At 61.4% G+C, this 18714-nt stretch carries 15 protein-coding genes and 1 riboswitch; of the genes, 11 read left to right on the top strand and 4 right to left on the bottom strand.

Annotated elements, in window-relative coordinates; genetic code table 11:
- Positions 1-5: 5 nt before the first annotated feature.
- The 6 genes from TMS3_RS16540 (at position 6) to sucD (ending at position 8895) form a co-directional block, all read left to right on the top strand.
- Positions 6-710 (top strand): succinate dehydrogenase iron-sulfur subunit, encoded by a 705-nt coding sequence (locus TMS3_RS16540; protein ID WP_025166394.1) that lies wholly within the window; start codon positions 6-8, stop codon positions 708-710.
- Between the two features lie 241 nt (positions 711-951).
- Positions 952-3783, top strand: coding sequence for a 2-oxoglutarate dehydrogenase E1 component (locus tag TMS3_RS16535; RefSeq protein ID WP_025166393.1), 2832 nt, complete (start codon positions 952-954; stop codon positions 3781-3783).
- Positions 3784-3849: 66 nt separating this feature from the next.
- Positions 3850-5073 (top strand): 2-oxoglutarate dehydrogenase complex dihydrolipoyllysine-residue succinyltransferase, encoded by a 1224-nt coding sequence (odhB, locus tag TMS3_RS16530; RefSeq protein ID WP_025166392.1) that lies wholly within the window; start codon positions 3850-3852, stop codon positions 5071-5073.
- 112 nt (positions 5074-5185) lie between these two features.
- Positions 5186-6622: a dihydrolipoyl dehydrogenase gene (lpdA, locus tag TMS3_RS16525; RefSeq protein WP_025166391.1), complete on the top strand. Its 1437-nt coding sequence runs from the start codon at positions 5186-5188 to the stop codon at positions 6620-6622.
- Positions 6623-6841: 219 nt separating this feature from the next.
- The gene (gene sucC, locus TMS3_RS16520) at positions 6842-8008 is read left to right on the top strand and encodes an ADP-forming succinate--CoA ligase subunit beta (protein ID WP_025166390.1); all 1167 of its coding nucleotides are present in this window, start codon (positions 6842-6844) and stop codon (positions 8006-8008) included.
- Entirely contained in the window at positions 8008-8895 is an 888-nt protein-coding gene (gene sucD / locus TMS3_RS16515; RefSeq protein ID WP_025166389.1) for a succinate--CoA ligase subunit alpha, read from the top strand. Before sucC ends, sucD begins: the two co-directional genes overlap by 1 nt.
- A 110-nt stretch (positions 8896-9005) precedes the next feature.
- Here the strand turns inward: sucD and TMS3_RS16510 are convergent, their stop codons facing one another.
- On the bottom strand, positions 9006-9227 hold the full coding sequence (locus TMS3_RS16510) for a DUF2970 domain-containing protein (RefSeq protein ID WP_025166388.1): 222 nt from the start codon (positions 9225-9227) through the stop codon (positions 9006-9008).
- 443 nt (positions 9228-9670) lie between these two features.
- Positions 9671-9807, top strand: a riboswitch (cobalamin riboswitch).
- Between the two features lie 122 nt (positions 9808-9929).
- Between TMS3_RS16510 and TMS3_RS16505 the strand changes: the two genes are divergently transcribed.
- Genes TMS3_RS16505 through TMS3_RS16495 form a run of 3 tightly spaced genes read left to right on the top strand, consistent with a single transcriptional unit; the run spans position 9930 to position 14987 of the window.
- A complete protein-coding gene (locus TMS3_RS16505; protein WP_083491777.1) occupies positions 9930-14240 on the top strand; it encodes a cobaltochelatase subunit CobN in 4311 nt (1436 codons plus the stop codon).
- Complete coding sequence (locus TMS3_RS16500) at positions 14240-14710, top strand: MotA/TolQ/ExbB proton channel family protein (RefSeq protein ID WP_235576650.1); 471 nt, start codon at positions 14240-14242, stop codon at positions 14708-14710. The genes TMS3_RS16505 and TMS3_RS16500 overlap by 1 nt, the downstream gene beginning before the upstream one ends.
- Positions 14691-14987: a DUF2149 domain-containing protein gene (locus TMS3_RS16495; protein WP_025166386.1), complete on the top strand. Its 297-nt coding sequence runs from the start codon at positions 14691-14693 to the stop codon at positions 14985-14987. Before TMS3_RS16500 ends, TMS3_RS16495 begins: the two co-directional genes overlap by 20 nt.
- A gap of 187 nt (positions 14988-15174) precedes the next feature.
- Here TMS3_RS16495 and TMS3_RS16490 read toward each other — a convergent pair whose 3' ends face one another.
- The 3 genes from TMS3_RS16490 to TMS3_RS16485 all read right to left on the bottom strand — a co-directional run bounded on the left by TMS3_RS16490 (position 15175) and on the right by TMS3_RS16485 (position 17179).
- Positions 15175-16536: an MATE family efflux transporter gene (locus TMS3_RS16490; RefSeq protein ID WP_235576649.1), complete on the bottom strand. Its 1362-nt coding sequence runs from the start codon at positions 16534-16536 to the stop codon at positions 15175-15177.
- A gap of 175 nt (positions 16537-16711) precedes the next feature.
- A complete protein-coding gene (locus TMS3_RS25480) occupies positions 16712-16858 on the bottom strand; it encodes an OsmC family protein (protein WP_200929688.1) in 147 nt (48 codons plus the stop codon).
- Positions 16859-17179: an OsmC family protein gene (locus TMS3_RS16485; protein WP_200929686.1), complete on the bottom strand. Its 321-nt coding sequence runs from the start codon at positions 17177-17179 to the stop codon at positions 16859-16861.
- Between the two features lie 210 nt (positions 17180-17389).
- Here TMS3_RS16485 and TMS3_RS16480 point away from each other — a divergent pair, with 210 nt between their 5' ends.
- Both TMS3_RS16480 and TMS3_RS25475 read left to right on the top strand, forming a co-directional pair.
- Positions 17390-18319 (top strand): ZIP family metal transporter, encoded by a 930-nt coding sequence (locus TMS3_RS16480; RefSeq protein ID WP_025166384.1) that lies wholly within the window; start codon positions 17390-17392, stop codon positions 18317-18319.
- A gap of 126 nt (positions 18320-18445) precedes the next feature.
- Positions 18446-18586 carry a hypothetical protein gene (locus tag TMS3_RS25475; RefSeq protein ID WP_200929684.1) on the top strand — a complete coding sequence of 47 codons (141 nt, stop codon included), beginning with the start codon at positions 18446-18448 and terminating at the stop codon, positions 18584-18586.
- Positions 18587-18714 lie beyond the last annotated feature (128 nt).

The raw sequence follows: 18714 nt of genomic DNA, 5'->3' as shown, positions 1-18714 counted from the left end.
CGGATATGTTGCAAGTCAGTGTTTATCGTTACAACCCTGACCAGGACGCGGCGCCGTTCATGCAGGAGTTTCAGGTCAATACCGACGGCAAGGACATCATGGTCCTTGACGTACTGGCCTTGATCAAGGAGCAGGACGAGGGTTTCTCTTACCGTCGCTCCTGTCGTGAGGGCGTCTGCGGTTCCGACGGCATGAACATCAATGGCAAGAATGCTCTGGCCTGTGTCACTCCGCTGTCGGCGGTGGTGAAAAACAACAAGCTGATTATTCGTCCTTTGCCAGGTCTGCCTGTTATTCGTGACCTCGTCGTCGATATGAGCATCTTCTACAAGCAGTACGAGAAGGTGCAGCCATTCCTGCAAAACGATACCCCGGCGCCGGCTATTGAACGCCTGCAATCGCCGGAAGAGCGCGAGAAACTGGATGGGTTGTACGAGTGCATTCTGTGCGCCTGTTGCTCGACCAGTTGCCCGTCGTTCTGGTGGAACCCGGACAAGTTCCTCGGTCCAGCGGCACTGCTGCAAGCCTATCGTTTTCTGGCTGACAGTCGTGACACCAAGACCGATGAGCGTCTGGCCGCATTGGACGATCCGTTCAGCGTGTTCCGTTGCCGCGGCATCATGAACTGCGTGAACGTCTGCCCCAAGGGTCTCAACCCGACCAAGGCAATCGGTCACGTACGTAACATGTTGCTGCAGAGCGGTACCTGATTCATTTGCTCTACCCGTGACACCTGCGGCGCTGGAATCGCTTTTGGCGCCGTAGTTTTAGCTCGAACCGCAGCTCACAAAGCCGTGGTTCTTATTTGAAATATATGACGACCAGCAGGGGCATCCGGGCTGGTGCCCGGACTATCTGCGGGATCCGTGGTGGCTTTACCGAAGTCGCTAGACTTCGGAAGCCCGCGCGGTTTCTACGCCGGTGGTGTCCCCTTACCGAGGGTGACCAAGCATGCAAGAAAGCGTGATGCAGCGCATGTGGGACAGTGCCCACCTATCCGGTGGTAACGCTGCCTATGTGGAAGAGCTCTATGAGCTTTACCTGCACGATCCCAACGCTGTGCCAGAAGAGTGGCGCACCTACTTTCAGAAGTTGCCGACTGACGGCAGCGCCGCTACTGATGTATCGCACTCTACGGTTCGCGATCATTTCGTGTTGCTGGCCAAAAACCAGCGTCGTGCCCAGCCGGTCTCTGCCGGCAGCGTGAGCAGTGAGCACGAAAAGAAGCAGGTCGAAGTCTTGCGCATGATCCAGGCCTATCGCATGCGCGGCCACCAGGCTGCCCGGCTTGACCCGCTTGGCCTATGGCAACGTCCGGTTCCTGCTGATCTGTCGATCAACCACTACGGTTTGACCGACGCCGATCTGGATACCACTTTCCGCACTGGTGGCTTGTACATCGGCAAGGAAGAGGCGAGCCTGCGCGAAATTCATCAAGCACTGCAGCATACCTATTGCCACACCATCGGTGCTGAATTCACCCATATCGTCGATTCCGAGCAGCGCAGCTGGTTCCAGCAGCGTTTGGAAAGCGTTCGTGGTCGCCCGCAGTTCTCTGCCGAAGTACAGAGTCATCTGCTCGAGCGTCTGACCGCAGCCGAAGGTCTGGAAAAATACCTGGGTACCAAGTACCCCGGTACCAAGCGCTTCGGTCTGGAAGGTGGCGAGAGTCTGATTCCGTTGCTCGATGAAGTTATCCAGCGTTCTGGCGCCTATGGCACCAAGGAAATCGTCATCGGCATGGCTCACCGCGGCCGCCTCAACGTACTGGTCAACACCTTCGGCAAGAACCCGCGCGACCTGTTCGACGAGTTCGAAGGCAAGAAGACCGAAGGTCTGTCTTCCGGTGACGTGAAGTATCACCAGGGTTTCTCTTCCAACGTGATGACCGCTGGCGGCGAAGTGCACCTGGCGCTGGCGTTCAACCCCTCGCACCTGGAAATCGTCTCTCCGGTGGTCGAGGGCTCTGTACGCGCTCGTCAGGATCGGCGTAGCGATGTCGCGGGCGAAAAAGTCCTGCCGATCTCCATCCACGGTGATGCGGCCTTCGCCGGTCAGGGCGTGGTCATGGAAACCTTCCAGATGTCGCAGACCCGTGGTTACAAGACGGGCGGCACCATCCATATCGTGATCAACAACCAGGTTGGTTTCACCACCAGTCGTGCCGAGGACTCGCGTTCCACCGAGTACTGCACCGACGTGGCGAAAATGATCCAGGCGCCGATCTTCCATGTGAATGGCGATGATCCGGAAGCCGTCTTGTTCGTGACTCAGTTGGCCGTCGATTACCGCATGCAGTACAAGCGTGATGTGGTCATTGATCTGGTTTGCTATCGCCGCCGCGGTCACAACGAAGCCGATGAGCCGAATGGTACTCAGCCGTTGATGTACCAGCAGATCAGCAAACAGCGCACCACCCGAGAGCTGTATGCCGAAGCTTTGACTACGGCCGTTAGTCACTCTACGGACGATGTGCAGTTCAAGATCGACGAATACCGCACCGCGCTGGACAACGGTCAGCACGTGGTCAAGAGTCTGGTCAAGGAGCCGAACAAGGAACTGTTCGTCGACTGGCGTCCGTATCTGGGCCACGCCTGGACCGCGCGTCATGACACACGCTTCGACCTCAAGACTCTGCAGGACCTGTCCAACAAACTGATGGAAGTGCCTGAAGGCTTCGTGGTTCAGCGTCAGGTCGCGAAGATTCTCGAAGATCGCCACAAAATGGCCGCCGGCGCCTTGCCGATCAACTGGGGCTATGCCGAGACTATGGCCTACGCCACCCTGTTGTTCGAGGGCCATCCGATCCGCATGACCGGGCAGGACATTGGCCGTGGCACCTTTTCGCACCGCCATGCCGCGCTGCACAACCAGAAAGATGGCAGCACCTACCTGCCGTTGCAGAACCTGTATGAAGGCCAACCGCGCTTCGACCTGTACGACTCCTTCCTCTCGGAAGAAGCCGTGCTGGCTTTCGAATATGGCTACGCCACCACCAAACCCAATTCCCTGGTGATCTGGGAGGCTCAGTTCGGCGACTTTGCCAACGGTGCGCAGGTGGTGTTCGATCAGTTTATTTCCAGTGGTGAGCACAAGTGGGGCCGGCTCTGTGGCCTGACCATGCTGTTGCCGCATGGTTATGAAGGGCAGGGGCCTGAGCACTCCTCGGCCCGTCTGGAGCGTTACCTGCAACTGTGTGCCGAGCACAACATGCAGGTCTGCGTGCCGACCACGCCGGCGCAGATCTACCACTTGTTGCGTCGCCAGGTGATTCGTCCGCTGCGTAAACCCCTGGTGGTGTTGACGCCCAAGTCGCTGCTGCGCCACAAGCTGGCTATTTCGACCCTGGAAGACCTCGCTGAAGGCTCGTTCCAGACCGTGATTCCTGAAGTCGATGCGATCGACGCGAAGAAGGTTGATCGGCTGATTCTGTGCAGTGGCAAGGTTTACTACGACTTGCTGGAGAAGCGTCGCAACGAAGGCCGTGAAGACATCGCGATCGTGCGTATCGAACAGCTCTATCCGTTCCCGGAAGATGATCTGACCGAAGTCCTGGCGACCTACAAGAGCCTCAAGCACATCGTCTGGTGCCAGGAAGAGCCAATGAACCAGGGCGCCTGGTACTGCAGCCAGCACCATATGCGTCGCGTCGCGACTGCGCACAAGAAGACACTGTTCCTCGAGTACGCCGGTCGTGAAGCATCCGCAGCCCCCGCTTGTGGTTATGCATCGTTGCACGCCGAACAGCAGGCAAAACTGCTGCAAGACGCCTTTACTGTTTAACGCCTTCGCGCAAGAGGCGGCCTGAGCCGCCTCGTAGAAGAAACCGAATTTAAGGAACCTCACACAATGGCTATCGAGATCAAAGCCCCTACTTTCCCGGAATCGGTTGCCGACGGCACCGTTGCAACTTGGCACAAGAAGCCCGGGGATGCGGTTAAACGTGACGAGCTGATCGTCGACATCGAAACCGACAAGGTGGTGATGGAAGTCTTGGCCACCACTGACGGCGTCTTGGGCGCTATCGTCAAGAACGAAGGCGACACTGTTCTGTCCGACGAAGTTCTGGGCTCTATTGAAGAAGGTGGCACCGCAGCCGCTGCTCCAGCTGCTGCTGCACCGGCTGCAGCTCAAGCTGCTGCTCCGGCAGTGGCTGGCGATGACGACCCAGTTGCTGCTCCGGCTGCTCGCAAGCTGGCTGAAGAAAGCGGTATCAGCCTCGCTTCCGTTGCCGGCACCGGCAAAGGCGGTCGCGTGACCAAGGAAGACGTGGTTGCAGCTGTTGCTGCCAAGAAGGCCGCTCCGGCTGCTGCTCCTGCTGCCAAGCCGGCTGCAAGCACCACCGCCGCACCGATGCTCGCCGCTGGCGATCGCGTCGAGAAGCGCGTACCGATGACCCGTCTGCGTGCCAAGGTTGCCGAGCGCCTGGTTGAAGCTCAATCGAACATGGCGATGCTGACCACCTTCAACGAAGTCGACATGACCGAAGTCATGGCACTACGTTCGAAGTACAAGGACCTGTTCGAGAAGTCCAACAACGGCGTGCGCCTGGGCTTCATGTCGTTCTTCGTCAAGGCCACTACCGAAGCGCTGAAGCGTTTTCCCGCAGTCAACGCTTCGATTGACGGCACCGACATCGTTTATCACGGCTATGCCGACATCGGTGTTGCCGTGTCCAGTGATCGTGGCCTGGTAGTTCCTGTTCTGCGTAACGCCGAACTGATGAGCCTGGCTGAAATCGAAGGCGGCATCGCCACCTTCGGCAAGAAAGCCCGCGACGGCAAGTTGTCGATGGACGACATGACTGGCGGTACGTTCACCATCACCAACGGTGGTACATTCGGTTCGATGATGTCGACCCCGATCGTCAACCCGCCACAGGCGGCCATTCTGGGCATGCACAACATTCTGCAGCGTCCAATGGCGATCAACGGTCAGGTGGTTATCCGTCCGATGATGTACCTCGCACTGTCCTACGATCACCGTTTGATCGATGGCAAAGAAGCTGTGACCTTCCTGGTTACCATCAAGAACCTGCTGGAAGACCCGGCTCGTCTGCTGCTGGATATCTGATTTCGTAGGTGAGGCCGATCGCTGATGATCGGCCATTCGCCGAAACCAACAGCTTCGTCCCACGACAGTCTCCACAGGAGGCTGTTCGGTTTGATTCGAGAAGGAATGACACATGACCCAGAAATTCGACGTGGTAGTGATTGGCGCGGGCCCTGGTGGCTACGTAGCTGCCATTAAAGCGGCGCAGCTTGGTCTCAAGACCGCGTGCATCGAGAAATACCAGGACAAGCAGGGCAAGATTGCCCTTGGTGGTACTTGCCTGAACGTCGGTTGCATTCCGTCCAAAGCGTTGCTGGATAGCTCCTGGAAATACCACGAAGCCCAGGAAGGTTTTGCAATCCACGGTATTACCGCCAAAGGCGTGACCATGGATGTGCCGGCAATGGTCGGTCGCAAGGACACTATCGTAAAGAACCTGACCGGCGGCGTAAGCACGCTGTTCAAGGCCAATGGCGTCACACTGCTGGAAGGTCATGGCAAGCTGCTGGCGGGTAAGCAGGTAGAAGTGACTGCCCAGGACGGCACCACTCAGATTGTTGAAGCAGAGAACGTGATCATCGCGTCCGGCTCCAAGCCAATCGATATTCCGCCGGCTCCGGTTGATCAGGATGTGATCGTCGATTCGACTGGCGCCCTGGATTTCCAGAGCGTACCCAAGACCCTCGGCGTAATCGGTGCCGGCGTAATCGGTCTGGAGCTGGGTTCGGTATGGTCGCGTCTGGGCGCTGAAGTCACCGTGATCGAAGCCCAGGACAAGTTCCTTCCGGCTGCCGACGATCAAATCGCCAAAGAAGCCCTGAAAACCCTCACCAAGCAAGGCTTGAAGATCCGTCTGGGTGCACGCCTGACTGGTTCCGAAGTGAAGAAGAAGCAGGTTGTCGTCAGCTTCACCGACGCCGAAGGCGAGCAGAAGATGACCTTCGACAAGCTGATCGTTGCGGTTGGCCGTCGTCCGGTGACCACCGACCTGCTGGCTTCCGACAGCGGCGTGGACATGGATGAGCGCGGTTTCATCTTCGTTAACGACCAGTGCGCTACCAGCGTGCCGGGCGTATACGCCATCGGTGATGTGGTGCGCGGCGCGATGCTCGCCCACAAGGCCTCGGAAGAGGGCGTGATGGTTGCCGAGCGTATCGCCGGTCACAAAGCGCAGATGAACTATGACCTGATCCCATCAGTGATCTACACCCACCCGGAAATCGCGTGGGTCGGTAAGACCGAGCAGCAGCTCAAGGGCGAAGGCGTCGAAGTCAAGGTTGGCACCTTCCCATTCGCTGCCAGCGGTCGTGCCATGGCGGCCAACGACACCGGTGGTATGGTCAAGGTCATCGCCGATGCCAAGACCGACCGCGTACTGGGTGTCCACGTGATTGGCCCAAGCGCGGCAGAGTTGGTGCAGCAAGGTGCAATCGGCATGGAATTCGGCACCAGCGCAGAAGACCTGGGGATGATGGTGTTCTCCCATCCGACCCTGTCCGAAGCACTGCATGAAGCGGCCTTGGCAGTCAATGGCGGCGCCATTCACATCGCCAACCGCAAGAAGCGCTGAGTAACCGGCGGTAGCTCACTGTGTCAGCGGTTTCACTCCGCGGAATGAGACGCTGACTCAGGTGATTTAGGACAACAAGAACCACGGCGATCTGCCCGTGTCGAGCTTCGGCTTAAGCGCGGAACGTACGTCGGACTGCTCTCGAGAGCGGTCACAGGTGGTGCGGCACCATAAGTGCAGCATCGAATGCGCAATACCTAACGAAGACGGTAGACAAGCATGAATCTCCATGAGTATCAGGGTAAGCAGCTGTTCGCTGAATACGGCCTGCCCGTATCCAAGGGCTTCGCGGTAAACACCCCGGAAGAAGCCGCAGAAGCCTGCGACAAGATTGGCGGCACTGAGTGGGTTGTTAAGGCCCAAGTGCACGCCGGTGGCCGCGGTAAAGCGGGTGGCGTAAAGCTGGTCAAGAGCAAAGAAGACGCCAAGGCCTTCGCTGCCAACTGGCTGGGCAAGCGTCTGGTGACTTACCAGACTGATGCCAACGGTCAGCCGGTTAACCAGATCCTGGTTGAGTCCTGCACCGACATCGCCAAGGAACTGTACCTGGGCGCTGTAGTCGATCGTTCGAGCCGCCGCATCGTGTTCATGGCGTCCACCGAAGGTGGCGTGGACATCGAGAAGATCGCTCACGATACCCCTGAGAAAATCCTCAAAGCCACTATCGATCCGCTGGTCGGCGCTCAACCGTTCCAGGGCCGCGAACTGGCGTTCCAGTTGGGCCTGCAAGGCGATCAAATCAAGCAGTTCACCCACATCTTCGTTGGCTTGGCCAAGCTGTTCCAGGACTACGACCTGGCCCTGCTGGAAGTGAACCCACTGGTCATCAAGGCAGACGGCAACCTGCATTGCCTGGATGCCAAGATCAACATCGACAGCAACGCCATGTACCGTCAGCCGAAGCTGCGCGCCATGCACGATCCGTCCCAGGACGATCCGCGCGAAGCTCATGCTGCCAAGTTCGAACTGAACTACGTGGCACTGGAAGGCAACATCGGCTGCATGGTCAACGGTGCTGGCTTGGCCATGGGCACCATGGACATCGTCAACTTGCACGGCGGCAAGCCAGCCAACTTCCTTGATGTAGGTGGCGGCGCGACCAAAGAGCGCGTGACCGAAGCCTTCAAGATCATCCTGTCTGACAGCAACGTCGCTGCCGTACTGGTGAACATCTTCGGTGGCATCGTTCGTTGCGACATGATTGCCGAAGGCATCATCGGTGCAGTGAAAGAAGTCGGCGTGAAGATTCCGGTAGTCGTACGTCTGGAAGGCAACAACGCCGAACTGGGCGCCAAAGTACTGGCTGAAAGTGGCTTGAACATCATCGCGGCAACCAGCCTGACCGACGCTGCTCAGCAAGTCGTCAAAGCTGCGGAGGGCAAGTAATGAGCGTCCTGATCAATAAAGACACCAAAGTAATCTGCCAGGGCTTCACCGGTTCGCAGGGTACTTTCCACTCCGAACAAGCCATCGCTTACGGCACCAAGATGGTTGGCGGCGTGACTCCGGGCAAGGGTGGCACCACCCACCTGAACCTGCCGGTATTCAACACCGTGCGTGAAGCGGTCGAGCAAACTGGCGCTACCGCCAGCGTGATCTACGTGCCGGCTCCGTTCTGCAAGGATTCGATCCTTGAAGCGGCCATGGGCGGCATCAAGCTGATCGTCTGCATCACCGAAGGCATCGCGACCATCGACATGCTCGAAGCCAAGGTCAAGTGCGACGAGCTGGGCGTGGTCCTGATCGGCCCGAACTGCCCAGGCGTGATCACGCCAGGCGAGTGCAAGATCGGCATCATGCCAGGTCACATCCACCTGCCAGGCAAAGTAGGCATCGTGTCGCGTTCCGGCACCCTGACCTATGAAGCCGTGAAGCAGACCACCGACGCCGGTTTCGGCCAGTCCACTTGCGTGGGCATCGGTGGCGACCCGATTCCGGGCTCCAACTTCATCGACATCCTCAAGCTGTTCCAGGAAGACCCGAAGACCGAAGCGATTGTGATGATCGGTGAGATCGGTGGTTCTGCTGAAGAAGAAGCTGCTGCTTACATCAAAGCTAACGTGACCAAGCCAGTGGTGTCCTACATCGCCGGTGTGACTGCCCCTCCAGGCAAGCGCATGGGCCATGCCGGCGCCATCATCTCCGGTGGTAAGGGTACTGCGGACGAGAAGTTCGCTGCTCTGCAGGACGCCGGTGTGAAAACTGTGCGTTCTCTGGCTGACATCGGCAAGGCCCTGGCCGAGCTGACCGGCTGGGAAGTCAAGAACGCCTAAGCGTTGCTGACTATGAAAAGGCCACCTTCGGGTGGCCTTTTTTGTGGGTGAAAATTCCAGCAGCGAAGCGCGGCGTTGCCGCTTTTCCATCACAGCGTCTCGGCAATGACTTAGATACCTGCGAAGTGCAGCACCAGCTTGACCACCGCGAAAAGAATCAACACGAACACCAGGGTAAACAGCAGGCCGAGGATAATGAAATGGCTGGGCTTGCCGCGGCTGAAGTCGCGGCTGCGGTTCTTGCCGCTCTGCACACCCAAGGCGGCGGCCAGCACGCTCTGCAGCATTTCCCAGAGTGTCAGTGGTTTGTTGTCGTTTTTCCGTTCGTCCATAGGCACCTCCTGTGCATCAGCTTAGTGGCTTTGGCTGGTTTTGCCTTTGCCTGCATAGGCAATCTGCCGGAGTTGCCGTGCCAGCAGCGTAGCTTGGTGCGCACTGCGCCACTGACTCGGTGTCGTAGTCGAGAATCTGCCCGCTGTCCTACAACTCGACTGTGGAGCAGTGGCTGACCCATGCGTGCAACCGATGGCGTCCGCCAATGCCCTGGTTCAACTTGCCTGACTGGAGCGATGCCGACCTCACCGCAATCTATCGCTATCTCCGCCATCTGGGCCCACAAGGGGCGCCGGCGCCTGCCTATGTAGCCCCGAATCAGGAGCCGCGCGGGCCCTATGTGCAACTTCCGTTTGCGCTGGAGTAAAAGCCGTATGCCCGGAGTGCATGCTTGCTCTCGACCCACCCGCCGCGTATGGTTGCGCCCGACTCGGCCGGCAGGCCGGGTCGATGGAGACTGAGGTGCCCGAAGCATTCGGGGTAAATGGGAAGTTCAGTGCAAGCTGACGCTGCCCCCGCAACGGTAGGGTCGATAAGCCATCGACCGAGCCCGACACCAGCCCAATCTCCTCAAGGCAAGTCGCGGTGGGCGATTTCCCGGTCGGAAGCTTTGCTGTCCTGATACCCCCAGCCCCGATGCTGCGGCATCGGGACTCCGTCCGTATTACATGCCCACTGGTTTTCTATCCATTGGAGTGGGCATGACACCTCTTATTCGCCGTCTCGGCCTGGCCCTGTTGCTGGGGTGCGTTGTTCCCTGGGCGGGCGCCGGGCAGATCAACGCCGCCAAGCAGATCAACGCCATAGTCTCGCAATACAGCGCGGCCGAGTTCGCCAGCGCCGTGGCGCAGTTCAAGCAACTGAATCCACAGTGGCGGGTCAGTGCGCGCACTCCGCAGCAACTCAGCAACCTCGGCGATCCCGAGTTGCGCCAGTGGCTGGATGAAAGCCAGCTGCTGCTCGGCGTAGGCCTGTTCGGTGCCGAGGCCGAACGCCTGACGCCGCTGCTGGCTCAGTCCAGTCCGGCGGAACTGCTGCTGATGCACAGCGAACATGGCCTGGTGCAGCTCAGTCGCAGCCAGGGTCGTCGGTTGTTCAGCTCGCGCGAGCAGGCCGAGCAGCTGGGCCGCGCCAAACCGGAAGGTGAGCTGGCCGTCTGGGTCGCTCAGCAGCAGGCGAATTACCCGCAGCAGGCGCCGTGGATCGCCGCGCGCAGTTACTGGCAGGCCGGCGGTATCGACAATATCAGCGGCCTGCTCGGCTGGCTGGCGGCGCGTCAGGACGCTTCGGTCGAGGTCCCGTCAGTGCAGCCGCGTCCGGCCTTGCGCTTCTATCAGGATGGCGCGGTGCGTCCGCTCGAGGCTCTGCAACTGGCCGGCGCTGGCCTGGTGGCGCTGATCGACCATGGTCGCGCGGATCGTGCCGGCGACCGTGAGTTGAACGATCAGCTGTGCCAGCGTGTGCAAAGCCGCGGTTTGGCCTGTGTCAGCCTGTTCGCCGACTGGGGCCCGGGCTCGGTTGCGGCGGTGCGCTGGCTGAAAGAGGCGCAGCATCCACCGCTGGTGGCCATAGTCGCGCTGCAGGATTTCGTCATCGGCGGAGGCGAAGGGCGTGAGCAGGTCACCGCACACCTCGAACAACTGAATGTGCCGGTGCTCAAGGGGCTGCGCCTGGATGATCGCGACGATACCGGCTGGCAGCTGTCCAGCGATGGTCTGGCGCGCGACAAGGTGCATTACCAACTGGCCATGCCCGAGCTGCAGGGCAGCAGCCAGGCGACGGTGCTGGCCGCCTGGCAGGATCAGCAGATCGACCCCTTGTCCGGTATTCGCTTCGGCCTGAGCACGCCTCTGGCTGGCCAGCTTGATAGGTTCACCGCGCGTATCGACAAGTGGCACGCCTTGCAGCGCAAGGCCAATGCCGACAAGCGCCTGGCCGTCATCTATTACAACCACCCGCCGGGCCGGCACAACATCGGCGCGGACAACCTGGATGTGCCGCAGTCGTTGTTCGAGATACTCCAGCGGCTCAAGGCCGAGGGCTACGACACTGGCGAGTTGCCCGAGTCGCCGGCGGCGCTGCTCGACCTGCTACAGGCGCGCGGGGTCAACCTGCCGGAGCAGGGCGATGCCTTGGCGGCCATGGCGCAGAAGGTGCAGACCTTGAGCGCCGAGGCCTACCGTCAGTGGTTCAAGACCCTGCCGCAGGCGTTGCAGGCGGAGATGGTCCAGGGCCCGCTGGGCTACTGGCATGCGCAGTTGCGTCGCGCGCTTGAGGGCGACCGGCTGCAGATCGCCGCAGGTATTCTCAAGAATGGCTCCAGCGAATTGCACCATGTGCTGGATGGCGTGGTGCACCCGGCGCGGCAGCGCGCGCTGGACCTGCTGGCCCAGCTCGAAAGCCTGTACCGCGCCGCGCTCGAGGCACCGGCGCAAGCCGACTGGGCGCAGGCCGAACAACTGATTCAGGCACTGGCCGCCACCGGCATCGAGGGCCTGCGCGGCTGGGGCGAGGCGCCGGGTTATGTGATGGTGCAGAACGACCGGTTACTGCTGCCGGGCATCCAGTTCGGCAAGGTGTTCGTCGGCCCGCAACCGCCGCGCGGCTGGGAAATCGATCAGGAACTGCTGCACGCCAACCTGGTATTCCCGCCGCCGCATCAGTACCTGGCGCTCTACCACTGGCTGCGCGACGAGTTCAAGGCCGATGCGCTGATCCACCTCGGCCGTCATTCCACCTACGAGTTCCTGCCGCGCCGACGCGCCGGCTTGAGCGACGAGGATTACTCGATGCAGATAGTCGGTGACCTGCCGAGTATCTACCCCTACATAGTCGACGGTGTGGGCGAGGGCATCCAGGCCAAGCGGCGCGGCCTGGCGGTGATGATTGACCACCTGACCCCGCCGCTGGTGGCCACCCCGCTGTACGATGACCTGCTCAAGCTGCGCCAGCTGGTGGAGAGTTTCGAGGCCGGTGCCGGTCAGGGCGAAGGTCCGGCGCGGCGCGCCACCATTGCCGAGATCAAGCGCCTGGTCAGCAGTTCCGGGCTGGAGGCGGAACTGCGCGAGTCCATGGCCGAGCCGCTGCAGGCGCGTGGCATCGACTTCGAGCAGGCCGACGACGACCTGCTGGTGCACGAGGTCGGCCATTACCTGACCAACATCCAGGAGCGCTTCATGCCCATGGGCCTGCACGTGTTCGGCAAGCCCTGGACGAGCGAGGCGGTGGACACCCTGCTGCAGTCCATGGGCAGTGACAAGGCGGCGTTTCGTCAGGCCCTGGTGGATTCGCCCGCCGCCGAGATGAGTGCGCTGCTCAATGCCCTCAACGGTGGTTTCGTCGCGCCGGGCAAGGGTAACGATCCGATTCGCACCCCCGAGGCGCTGCCCACCGGGCGCAACTTCCATGCGCTGGACAGCAGCCTGCTGCCCAGCCGCATCGGCTATGGCATCGGCCGGCAGATGGCCGAGCAGGCGCGCGCCCGTGAGATGCCCGCCGATGGCCGCGAGGCGCTGATTCTCTGGGCCTCGGACACGGTGCGCGACGAGGGCGCGATGATCGCCTTCGGCCTCGACCTGCTCGGCGTTGAGCCGCAGTGGAACAGTCGCGGCATAGTCGAGGGCATCCAGCTGCGCGCGCTGGCCGAGGGCGAGCAGCGCCGCGATTTGGTCTTCACCACCTCGGGGCTGTTTCGTGATCTGTATGCCGATCAACTGGCGTTACTGGAGCGGGCGGTGCTGCTGACCCTGAATGCCTCCAGCGCGCGCATTCGCCGCGACTACCCGGCTCTGCGTCCGGCCCTGGCGGCGGCCCTGGCGCCGCTGCAGGACCAGGCCGCGGCGGGTGATGAAACGCTGGCGCGCAATCGGGTCGCCGCGCATTGGGTGGAAGATGCCGCGCGGCAACTGAAGGCTGGCCTGAGCGCCAGCGAGGCCGGGCAACTGGCCTCGCTGAGGCTGTTCGGCGTGGCACCGGGGGCCTACGGTGCCGGAATCAACAGCCTGGTCGAGCGCTCCGGTAGCTGGCAGCAGCGCGGGGAACTGGCCGACGCCTACGTGCGGCGTATGGGCCATGCCTATGGCCTTCAACATCAGGGTGAGGCGGCCCAGGCGGTGTTCGCCGACAACCTCAAACAGGTGACGCGGACCTACCTGGGGCGCTCAAGCAACCTCTACGGCTTGCTGGATAACAACGACGCCTTCGACTATTTGGGCGGCCTCAGCCTGGCGGTGGAACAACTGTCCGGCAAGACCCCGGAGAACTTCGTCAGCTGGCACAACGATCCAACCAAGGTACGCCTGGAACCTTTGCAGCAGGCGCTGCTGGCCGAGCTGCGCGGGCGCTTTCTCAACCCTGCGTGGATCAAGGCGTTGATGCAGCACGACTATGCCGGCGCACGCACCATGGGCAGCGAGTTCCTCGAATACCTCTGGGGCTGGCAGGTGACCAATCCGGAAATCATCACCGAGCAAGCCTGGGAAGACGTCAAGGCGGTGTACATCGACGACCGCTATGAGCTGGAGCTGGATCAGTTCCTCGAGCAGGGGCACAACGTGCATGTGAAGAGCAACATGCTCGCGGTGATGCTGGTGGCGATCCACAAAGACTTCTGGCAGGCGGACGCGGCCACCGTGCAGCAACTGGGTGAGCAGTTCGCTCGGCTGGTGATCGAACACGGCTTGCCAGGCAGCGGGCACACCCGTCCCGATCACCCGATGCTGCAGTGGTTGCTGCCCCAGTTACCGGCCGAGTTGCGCGCGGGGCTGGCGCAACGCATGCAGGCCGCGCAGCTGCCGCCGCAGCGCGCCGCCGTGCCGAGTAGCGTCAGCGAGATTCAGACTGCCGAGCAGCCCGCAGCCGCTGAGCAAGACGCCGGGCAGACGGACGAACACAGCGCGCAGGGCGGACAACCAGTGGCCGAACACCTGTGGCTGGGCTTGCTCGCACTGGCCCTGTTGCTCGGTTTGGGGATGTGGCGCGGGCGCGGAGCGCAATTGGCGAAAGGAGCCTGATGATGTTGGATAGCGAGATATTTACCTGGGTCCACCAACTGGTCGGCTGGCTGTTGCAGCCGGTGACTCTGGCCTTGTTGCTGCTGGTGGCCGTGGCCGTGTGGGACATCGGCGTGGCCTGTGGCGAGCGCCTGGGCGGGTTGCGCCGCTGGCGGGCCCTGCCACAGGAGCAGGTCGAACGACGGGCACGCAAGCGCCTGGAACGCTGCGACCTGATCGCCCGGCTGGGGCCGATCCTCGGCCTGATGGGCACCTTGATCCCGCTCGGGCCGGGCTTGGCGGCGCTGGGCGACGGCGACATCCAGGTGCTCAGCGTGGCCATGCGCGTGGCCTTCGATGCCACGGTGCTGGGGCTGCTCGGCGGCATGGGCGGCTTCGTCCTCGGGCGCCTGCGTCGGCGTTGGTACGACGAGCTGCTGGATGGCATGCAGCGCGAGCAGGAGGTCGGCGATGAGTCGTTGGCGGTCTAGTCGTTTCGACGAGGTGGACAGCGATCCCCTCAGCTCGCTGGCCAATCTGGTCGACCTGATGCTGGTGTTCGCCTGCGGCCTGCTGGTGGCGCTGGCGGCGCAGACCGATGTGCTGCAGCAGTTGCAGACGCCAAAACAGCCACAGAGTGTCGAGCGCGGCCGCGAGTTGCCGCGCCTGCCGGACAGCCTGCAAGGGCAGGGCGGTGAGGGCCTGGAGAGCGTCGGCCAGGTTTACCGTGACCCGCAGACCGGCAAGTTGATCCTGATCGGTGATTGATTGGCGATTGAGCGGCGGCCGTCAGGTCAAGTGGTCGAGCACCGCTGTTGGGTTACGCCGCTGCGTGGCTAACGCCAGCCTAAAGCAGGCATCCGTAGCCCGGATGCAATCCGGGGCTGGCTGCCAACTGTCCGACTTCGTCCCTGGATTTCATCCAGGCTACGCTCTGAGCGCTTCGGTTACCTGGTTACAGCTGAATCCGCGTCCAGTCTCTGCGTTGCCACATCACGGCAAAGATGGTCGAGGCCAGGCCGCGCTGGAGTATCTGCAGGCTCCAGATTGCCAGCAGGCCATGACCCAGCACCGGACCGAGCAGGTAGGCCAGGGGCAGGAAGAACAGCCACTGGTTGCCCAGGCTGACGGTCATCACCGTGCGGTTGGCGCCTGCGCCGAGCAGTGCCTGGGTCAGTACCAGCGCGGTGGCGTCGATGACCATGCCCAGGCCGGTCAGGCGCAGCGGCCAGCTGCCCAACTCGATCAGCGCCGGGTCGCTGACGAACAGCCGCAGGATCAGCTCGGGAACCAACCAGAACGGCGCACCCAGCAGCGCCAGGCCGATGGCCGCGACCTTGACTACCTCCCAGCCCCAGCGGTGGGCGCTGTCGAAGTCCTCGGCGCCCAGGCTCTGGCTGACCAGCGTGGTGGCGGCCATACCCAGGCCGATGGCCGGCAGAATCAGGAACAACGCCAGGTTGATCAGCACGTGGGCCACCGCCAGCTCGGCGGTGCCGACCTGGCCGATGATCCAGAACAGCGCGGTGATCCCGGTGGCGAAGAAGAACTGTTGCACCGAGTTGGGCAGCGACAGGCGCAGCATGCGGCTGACTTCGCCACGGCTCGGCCAGCGGCTGAGGAAGCCTTGATGGTTGGCGCTGCGCCAGGTTTGTACGGCATAGATCAGCGAGCCGAGGTACAGCGCCAGGGTGGTGCCCAGTCCCGAGCCGGGCGCGCCCATGCGTGGCAGGCCGAACAGGCCATGGATCAGCGAGTAGCTGATCAGCACGTTAGTCACATGCATGATCACCAGGGTGCGCATATACACCCCTGAGCGATGGCTGCCGTTCCAGTAGCCACGAAAGGCGAAGTTCATCCCCACCGCGAATACCGCCAACACCCGCCACTCGAAATACTCGCCGCCGATCTGCTGCACCGCCGCGTCCGTGGTGAGCAGGGCAATGATCGGTCGAGCGAAGCTCCAGCACAGCAGCATCAGCGGCAGGGCCAGGCAGAGGGCGATCAACAGTCCGGCATTCAGCGGCGCGGCGATTTCATCCGCACGGCCCTCGCCGCGTCGGCGCGCGACCAGCGCCTGGACCCCGGCACCAAGGCCCATGACCAGGGCGATGGCCATGAAATTGGCATAGCTGCCGATGCCCACACCGGCCAGGGAGGTTTCGCCGAGATGACCGACCATGGCGGCGTCGACCAGGTTGAGCAGGCTCTGACTGAGCATGCCACCGATGATCGGCAGGCCGAGACTGAGGATCTGTTTGAGGCGTTGGCGCTCGATCATGCGGGTCCGCTGTGGGTCGAGGAATCCGGGATGCACAGGTCATCCGCAAAGCAGCCGGCATCTTACCCCAGTAGGGCATTTACGCGGGAGGAGGGCATCGGCTGGCCCCATAGATATCGGGCGCTGTGCCACTGGGAAAATGGGCAGAATAACCTCTGCCCAGCAGCTCTATATCAGCGATCGCTGTCGGGGAGAGCGGACTGGCGCACCTTCAGTCCAGCACCGGCTCGCAACGCACCTCGGTCTTCACCGAGTTGGCGATAAAGCACGCCTCATGGGCCTGGTGATGCAGTTCATCTAGCTGCTCGGCGTTGGGTTGCAGCGCGCCGCCGAAGCTTACCCGTGGACGCAGCAGCACTTAGGTCATGGCCACGCGCCCTTCGGCATTTTTGCCCATCACGCCCTGTGCCTGATCCTGATAACGATCAACCTGGAAGCCGTGCTTGGCCGCCACCGAGAGGAACCACAGCATATGGCAGCTGGACAGTGAGGCGACGAAGGCTTCCTCTGGATCGACAGCCTGCTCATCGGACCAAGGCAGTGGCACTACCTGGGGCGAAGAGGAGGCCGGTACTGTCACGCCGCCATCGAAGCTCCAGCGGTGGCCGCGGCTGTAGCGGTTATCCAGAAAGTTCTGATCGCCACGTTGCCAGAGGATTTCAGCGTTGTACTGGGCCATTGCAATGCTCCATGCGAGAGGGGGCTCAGGTTGAGTCGGGCATGACAGTAAACGTAGTATCGCGTCGATTTAACCCGGTTGTGCAGTGTTTGGCGCGTCAGCGCTTCGCGCATTACTGCCGGGCCCTATCGACCTGATAGAGGCGCCGGTCTTGTTCGAGGCGCTGGCTGAGGGGATAGTCGGGCTCACCGTTAACTGTGAAGTGCCAGCATGGATACCACCTACAACCCGCACGCCTCCTTTCGCGCGGCCTGGATTGCCCAAGCTCAGGCCTACCCCTGGGTCACCTTGGGGCTGGGCGTTGCGCTGCTGGTGATTCTTGGTCTGTTGCTCAGCAGCGGAATCAACGCCTTCGATGAACAAAACCCAGAATCGGTTCGCTATGCCCTATTTGGCGGCAGTGCAGGCTTCGCCGCCACGGCCTTCGGTGCAGTACTGGCTATCGGGCTACGCAGCATCTCCACGCGCACCCAGGACAGCATGCTCGGTTTCGCGGCCGGGATGATGCTCGCCGCCAGTTCCTTCTCGCTGATTTTGCCGGGGTTGGAAGCTGCCCAGTCGATAACCGGCAGCAGCCTGCTGGGAGCCGGCACCGTGGTGGTCGGGCTGGGGCTGGGTGTGTTGCTGATGCTTGGCCTGGATCGCTTTACCCCACATGAGCACGCAAGCACCGGTCCCTGTGGGCCTGACTGCGAGCGAATCAATCGCGTCTGGTTGTTCGTCTTCGCCATCACCTTGCACAACCTGCCGGAAGGCATGGCCATTGGCGTAGGCTTTGCTGCTGGTGACCTCAGTGTCGGCATCCCCTTGGCCAGCGCCATTGCCATTCAGGACATTCCCGAAGGTCTGGCTGTGGCGTTGGCGCTGCGCACCACCGGACTGTCAGCCCTGAGTGCGGGCCTGATTGCAGTCGCCACTGGCCTGATGGAACCTGTCGGTGCTCTGGTTGGCGTCGGTATTTCCAGTGGCTTCGCCATTGCCTATCCGGTGAGTCTGGGGCTGGCGGCCGGGGCGATGCTGTTTGTGGTCTCGCACGAAATCATTCCGGAAACCCACCGCAACGGCCATCAAACCCCTGCGACCCTGGGTTTGATGGGCGGTTTTGCGGTGATGATGTTCCTCGATACGGCCCTGGGATGATTCGAACACCTCTAGCCTTCGGCTGATTTCCCATCGTGAAGGCTAAAACGCTCAAATGAACGTATTGTGAATCGAGCCGGTTGGTTATCATCTGCTTAACTACTTTATGCAGGGGCGATCCAGGTTATGAAACCGAACTATCAGTTTGAAAAGCGCCAGAGAGAGCTGGAAAAAAAGAAAAAGAAAGCTGAAAAAGCGGATAAAAAGACCGTGGCTGTTGATGTGCCAGTGGCTGATGAGTCCACCGCGGTGCCTGAGGACAAGTGAGCGTCGAACGCCCTTGTCCGGCCTGAACTGTAGGCTGTCACATCGCACATTGCGCACCCAGAGGGGCTAGGTGATTTTTTAATCATTGAGCCCCTTTTGTTTTCTGCCTTGAGCAGAACTCGAGGCAC

The sequence above is a fragment of the Pseudomonas taeanensis MS-3 genome, assembly GCF_000498575.2.
GTDB lineage: Bacteria > Pseudomonadota > Gammaproteobacteria > Pseudomonadales > Pseudomonadaceae > Aquipseudomonas > Aquipseudomonas taeanensis.
Note: the sequence above shows the minus strand (reverse complement) of the source record. Positions and strands in the feature narration are given on the sequence as shown.